General features: G+C 71.1%; 6 protein-coding genes. 3 read left to right on the forward strand and 3 right to left on the reverse strand.

Going from position 1 to position 5,051, the window contains the following annotated elements; all coding sequences use genetic code 11:
• Nucleotides 1-46 (reverse strand): hypothetical protein (locus ABZ260_RS46235; RefSeq protein WP_355630995.1); only part of this gene is annotated, 46 nt, incomplete at its 3' end.
• Entirely contained in the window at nt 37-1,236 is a 1,200-nt protein-coding gene (locus tag ABZ260_RS46240) for a thiamine pyrophosphate-dependent enzyme (protein ID WP_355630986.1), read from the reverse strand. The genes ABZ260_RS46235 and ABZ260_RS46240, both read right to left, overlap by 10 nt.
• A 257-nt stretch (nt 1,237-1,493) precedes the next feature.
• Here ABZ260_RS46240 and ABZ260_RS46245 point away from each other — a divergent pair, with 257 nt between their 5' ends.
• Nucleotides 1,494-2,363 (forward strand): universal stress protein, encoded by an 870-nt coding sequence (locus ABZ260_RS46245; protein ID WP_355630989.1) that lies wholly within the window; start codon nt 1,494-1,496, stop codon nt 2,361-2,363.
• A gap of 6 nt (nt 2,364-2,369) precedes the next feature.
• Here the strand turns inward: ABZ260_RS46245 and ABZ260_RS46250 are convergent, their stop codons facing one another.
• Nucleotides 2,370-2,969, reverse strand: coding sequence for a TetR/AcrR family transcriptional regulator (locus ABZ260_RS46250; protein ID WP_355556813.1), 600 nt, complete (start codon nt 2,967-2,969; stop codon nt 2,370-2,372).
• Between the two features lie 90 nt (nt 2,970-3,059).
• Between ABZ260_RS46250 and ABZ260_RS46255 the strand changes: the two genes are divergently transcribed.
• Entirely contained in the window at nt 3,060-4,628 is a 1,569-nt protein-coding gene (locus ABZ260_RS46255) for a carboxyl transferase domain-containing protein (protein ID WP_355630992.1), read from the forward strand.
• Between the two features lie 35 nt (nt 4,629-4,663).
• Nucleotides 4,664-5,051 (forward strand): biotin carboxylase N-terminal domain-containing protein (locus ABZ260_RS46260; protein WP_355630998.1); only part of this gene is annotated, 388 nt, incomplete at its 3' end.

Consider the following 5,051-nt stretch of genomic DNA (forward strand, 5'->3'; position numbering starts at 1 on the left):
GCTCGTCGGAGGTGTGGTTGACCACCAGGTCGGCGATCACCCGCATGCCGCGGTCCCTGGCCGTCCTGACGAACTCCACGAAGCCTCGGGGGCCGCGACGTTCCTGCCGGCCGCGGCGACGGCGGCGGGGGTGCGCGGGGCCAGCGGTTCGACGATGTCGAGGGCGGAGACCAGCCGGGGCCGCCGTGAGCTCTCCATGGCCATCTTGAACAGGTGCTCGCGCGTCGTCTCATAGCGGAGCAGCAGCTCGTCGGGGGTGGTCAGACCGGCCTCGACGAGCAGCCTGGCGGTCGCGACGAGCGGATCGCGCGCGAGGTCGGCGTCGATCTCCCGTTTGGTCCGGTAGGAAAGCTCCACGTCCGACCCCGCGTGGCCCATCAGCCGGACGGTGCCGACGCGCAGCAGGGCCGGGGCTCGGTTCGAGCGGACGTGGTCGGCGGCGGCCAGCGCCACGTCGTGGACGTCGGCCAGGTCGCAGCCGTCGGCCTCGAAGTACCTCAACAGCGGGTGGTGGGCGGCCTTGACCCAGCCCTCGGGGGTGCGCACGCTGATGCCCAGGCCGTTGTCCTCGCAGACGAACAGGATCGGCAGCGCCAGCTTCTGGTAGGAGCAGTAGGCGGCGGTGTTGAGTCCCGACAGGGCGCTGGCGTGGTTCGTCGAGGCGTCGCCGAAGCTGCACATCGCGATCGCGTCGGCCGGCCACGGCCCCGGCAGGCCGAGCTGGCGGGTGCGCTCGATGGCGAAGGCCACGCCCACCGCGCGCGGCAGGTGGCTGGCGATCGTGGAGGTCTGCGGGATCACCGCCAGGTCGGGGTGGCCGAAGACCTTGTGCCGCCCGCCGGCCATCGGCTCCTCGGCCGAGGCGGTCAGGCCGAGCAGCACGTCGCGCATCCCCTCCTCGGGCAGCCGTCCCGCCATCGCCGACCGGGTCAGGTAGAAGGCGCCGGACCGGTAGTGCGGGAGGACGGGGTCGGTGACGCGCAGCGCGGCGGCGATCGCGGCGTTGCCCTCGTGCCCGGCCGAGCCGATGGTGTAGAAGCCCTGCCCCTGCTCACGAAGCCAGCGGGCGGTGACGTCCAGCAGCCTGCTGCCCAGCTGGAACTCGAACAGCTCGCGGCAGCGGGCCCCGGTCAGGGTCGTGCCCTCCCGTACGGGAAGGCCGGGATCGCGCGGCGCCCCGGGGGAGAGGGCGGCCACGGCCTCGGTGAAGTGGGTCTCAACAGTGTCGCGCGCCACAGCCCGATTATGTCCTCCTCGGCGGACGCCGTCCTCAACCTTGACATCTTTGGTGCGGCGGGGTCGCGGATCGGCCTCATGTAACAGTTTTCCATGACGGGTTGTCAGAATTTACCGCTGATTTTCGGAAACAATGGTCAAGGAGGTGCCTTTGCCGGTGCGAGCCGGAAAACGAGGCAAGACTTGTGAATGGTCGCCTTACCGAGCGTGAGGATCAGTGAAGTATGGAAGGTGAGTGACGCGGGAGGGGAGCCGCAATGCTGGTACAGGACGATGAGCGGCCGGTGGTCGTCGGATACGACGACTCCGTGGAGAGCCGGCGGGCGCTGCGCTGGGCCCTTGAGGAGGCCCGCCTCAGATTCCTCCCGTTGCTGATCTGTCACGCCTGGCAGTGGCCCTATCCGATGCTCTCCGTCACCCACGAGACCACCGCGGTCATCCGGCGCATGGGCTCGCACATCCTGGAGAGGGGGCTGGCCCTGGCGCACGATCTGGCCCCCCGGGCACAGGTGCGCGGCCAGCTGGTGGAGGGATCGCCGGGGGCGGCCCTGGTGAGCGTGTCGGGTGCGGCCGAGCTGGTCGCGATCGGCCCGCGCGGCTCCGGCGGTTTCGACGAGCTGAAGATCGGCTCGACGACGGTCCAGGTCGCCTCGCACGCCCGCTGCCCGGTGGCCGTCGTCAGGCAGCCGGGCCACCTCCGCACCGACCGCGTCGCGATCGCCGTGGAGGACGCGCACCTGGAGTCGGCGGAGCTCGGCCTGGCCTTCGAGGAGGCGAGGCTGCGCAGGGCGACGCTGCTGGTGATCTGCCTCTGCCCCGAGGGCGCCGACGACACCCGGCGGGTGGCGGTCCGCTTCAACACCAACGTCGCGCTGTGGGAGGAGAGGTATCCGCAGCTGGAGGTGGAGACCATGATCGAGACGAGATCCCACGTCGAGGTGCTCCGTTCCGCGGCCGACCGCTCGGACCTGATGGTGGTGGCCGACAAGGAGCACGACGACCCGCCGGGCCTCGCCATCGGCCCGGCCTGCCAGATGCTGCTGCGCGAGGCGCCGTGCACGGTCATGGTGAACCCCTCGCAGGCGTGGCTCACGTCCCCGCGCAAGGGTGCCCACATCATGAGTTAGTGATTGCTAACCTTGGGATGTGGCCAGCGCCGCGCGGGCCATGCCGCGCAGCAGTTCGGCCATCGCCGCGGGCGGTAGTTCCCCGGCGCTGTGCGGTGTGGAGTTGAGCAGCCCGAAGACGGCGTGGGTCGCGGCGCGCAGCTCGGCCTGGGAACGGCCCGGGTAGAGCTCGCTCAGCACGGTGACCCACTCCTCGACGTACAGTCTCTGAAGCCTGCGGATCCGTCGCCGGGCGGGCTCGGGTACGTTGTCCAGCTCCCTGTCGTGCACCGTGATCAGCGCCGGGTGGCTCAGTGCGAATTCGATCTGGCAGCTGAGCAGGGCGTTCAGGGCCTGCTCGGCGCCGGCTGCCTCGGTCACGCGGCGGGTGCCCGAGGCGTGCAGGCGCTCGCTGACGTCCAGCAGCATCTCGGAGAGCAGCGCCTCCTTGCCGCTGAAATGCCGGTAGAGGGCCGGACCCGAGGTGCCGACCGCGCCGCCGATGTCCTCGATCGAGACACCGTGGAAGCCGCGCGCCGCGAACAGTCTCGCCGCGGCGTCCAGGATCTCGGCGCGCCGCGAGCCGCGATTGCGGGTAGCGGGCTGGGCAGTCGTCACCTTCCGCATGGTAGACGGTAACGTTAATAATGACTAACATCTGCGGTGAAGTTAGTGATCCTTAACCCAGCGGCGACGGAGCCGGACAGGAGGGCCCGCATGAGTGGCTGGCCGGTGCTGCGAAGCACCTGCGACCCGGGTGGCGAGGGTTTCAGGCGCAACGCCGAGGTCAATGAGCGGCTGGTCGCCGAGCTCGGGGAACGCGTCGCGGCCGCGAGGCTGGGAGGCCCGGAGAAGTCGCGCGCCAGGCACGTCTCCCGGGGCAAGCTGCTGCCCCGCGACCGCGTCGACTCCCTCCTCGACCCCGGCTCGCGATTCCTGGAGCTCTCCCAGCTGGCCGCGGGAGGGATGTACGGGGACGAGGCGCCCGCCGCCGGGATCATCACCGGGGTGGGCCGGGTCTCCGGCCGCGAGTGCGTGATCGTCGCCAACGACGCCACCGTCAAGGGCGGCACCTACTACCCGATCACCGTCAAGAAGCACCTGCGGGCCCAGGAGGTCGCCCTCCACAACAACCTGCCCTGCGTCTACCTCGTCGACTCCGGGGGCGCGTTCCTGCCCAGGCAGGACGAGGTCTTCCCGGACCGCGAGCACTTCGGCCGGATCTTCTACAACCAGGCCACCATGTCGGCGCGCGGCATCCCGCAGATCGCCGCGGTCCTCGGCTCCTGCACGGCGGGCGGCGCCTACGTCCCGGCGATGAGCGACGAGGCGGTGATCGTCCGCAACCAGGGCACGATCTTCCTCGGTGGCCCGCCGCTGGTGAAGGCGGCCACCGGCGAGGAGGTCAGCGCCGAGGACCTGGGCGGCGGCGACCTGCACGCCCGGGTCAGCGGCGTCACCGACCACCTCGCCGACGACGACCGCCACGCGCTGAGGATCGTCCGGGACATCGTCTCCACCCTCGCGCCGCGCACGCCCTCCCCCTGGGAGCGCCTGCCATCGGAGGAGCCGGTCTGCGACCCCCGCGACCTGTACGGCATCGTCCCCGCCGACACCCGCACCCCGTACGACGTTCGTGAGATCATCGCCCGCGTCGTCGACGGCAGCAGGTTCGGCGAGTTCAAGGCCGAGTACGGCAGCACGCTCGTCACCGGGTTCGCCCGCATCCACGGTCACCCCGTCGGGATCATCGCCAACAACGGCATCCTGTTCGGCGAGTCGGCGCTCAAGGGCGCCCATTTCATCGAACTGTGCGACCGGCGCAACACCCCGCTGGTCTTCCTGCAGAACATCAGCGGGTTCATGGTCGGCCGGGCCTACGAGGCGGGCGGGATCGCCAAGCACGGCGCGAAGATGGTCACCGCCGTCGCCTGCGCCCGGGTGCCCAAGTTCACCGTGGTCGTCGGCGGCTCGTTCGGGGCCGGCAACTACGCGATGGCCGGGCGCGCCTACTCGCCCCGGTTCCTGTGGATGTGGCCCGGAGCCCGGATCTCGGTGATGGGCGGCGAGCAGGCCGCCAACGTCCTGTCCACGGTCGGCAACGCCGACCCCGACGCCATCCGCGGGCAGTACGAGGAGCAGGGCAACCCCTACTACTCCACGGCCCGCCTCTGGGACGACGGGGTCATCGACCCCCTCGACACCCGAACCGTCCTGGGCCTGGCCCTGTCAGCCTCGGCCAATGCCCCCCTCGACCCTGTCGGCTACGGCGTCTTCCGGATGTGACCGCACCCATGACCCACTCATCAGCACCCCGCCGGATGTTCGACACCGTCCTCGTCGCCAACCGCGGCGAGATCGCCCTGCGGATCACCCGCACGCTCAGCAGACTGGGCATCCGTTCCGTGGCAGTGCACAGCGACGCCGACGCCGGGGCGCGGCACGTCCGCGAGGCCGATGTCGCGGTACGGCTCGCCGGCGGCTACCTCGACGTCGACGGCATCCTCGCCGCCGCGGCGGCGACCGGAGCCCAGGCCGTGCACCCCGGCTACGGCTTCCTCGCGGAGAACGCCGCCTTCGCCCGGCGCTGCGCCGAGGCCGGGCTCGTCTTCGTCGGCCCGCCGCCGGAGGCCGTCGAGGCCATGGGCGACAAGATCCGCGCCAAGGCCACCGTCTCCGCGGCCGGCGTCCCCGTCGTCCCCGGCGGAG

The sequence above is a fragment of the Streptosporangium sp. NPDC006013 genome, assembly GCF_040614275.1.
In the GTDB taxonomy this organism is placed as follows: Bacteria; Actinomycetota; Actinomycetes; order Streptosporangiales; family Streptosporangiaceae; genus Streptosporangium.

Bases quoted from the DNA above. Each gene is read 5' to 3' on its own strand.
- ABZ260_RS46255 (WP_355630992.1), top strand. From the start codon at position 3,060: ATGAGTGGCTGGCCGGTGCTGCGAAGCACCTGCGACCCGGGTGGCGAG.
- ABZ260_RS46250 (WP_355556813.1), bottom strand. From the start codon at position 2,969: ATGCGGAAGGTGACGACTGCCCAGCCCGCTACCCGCAATCGCGGCTCG.
- ABZ260_RS46245 (WP_355630989.1), top strand. From the start codon at position 1,494: ATGCTGGTACAGGACGATGAGCGGCCGGTGGTCGTCGGATACGACGAC.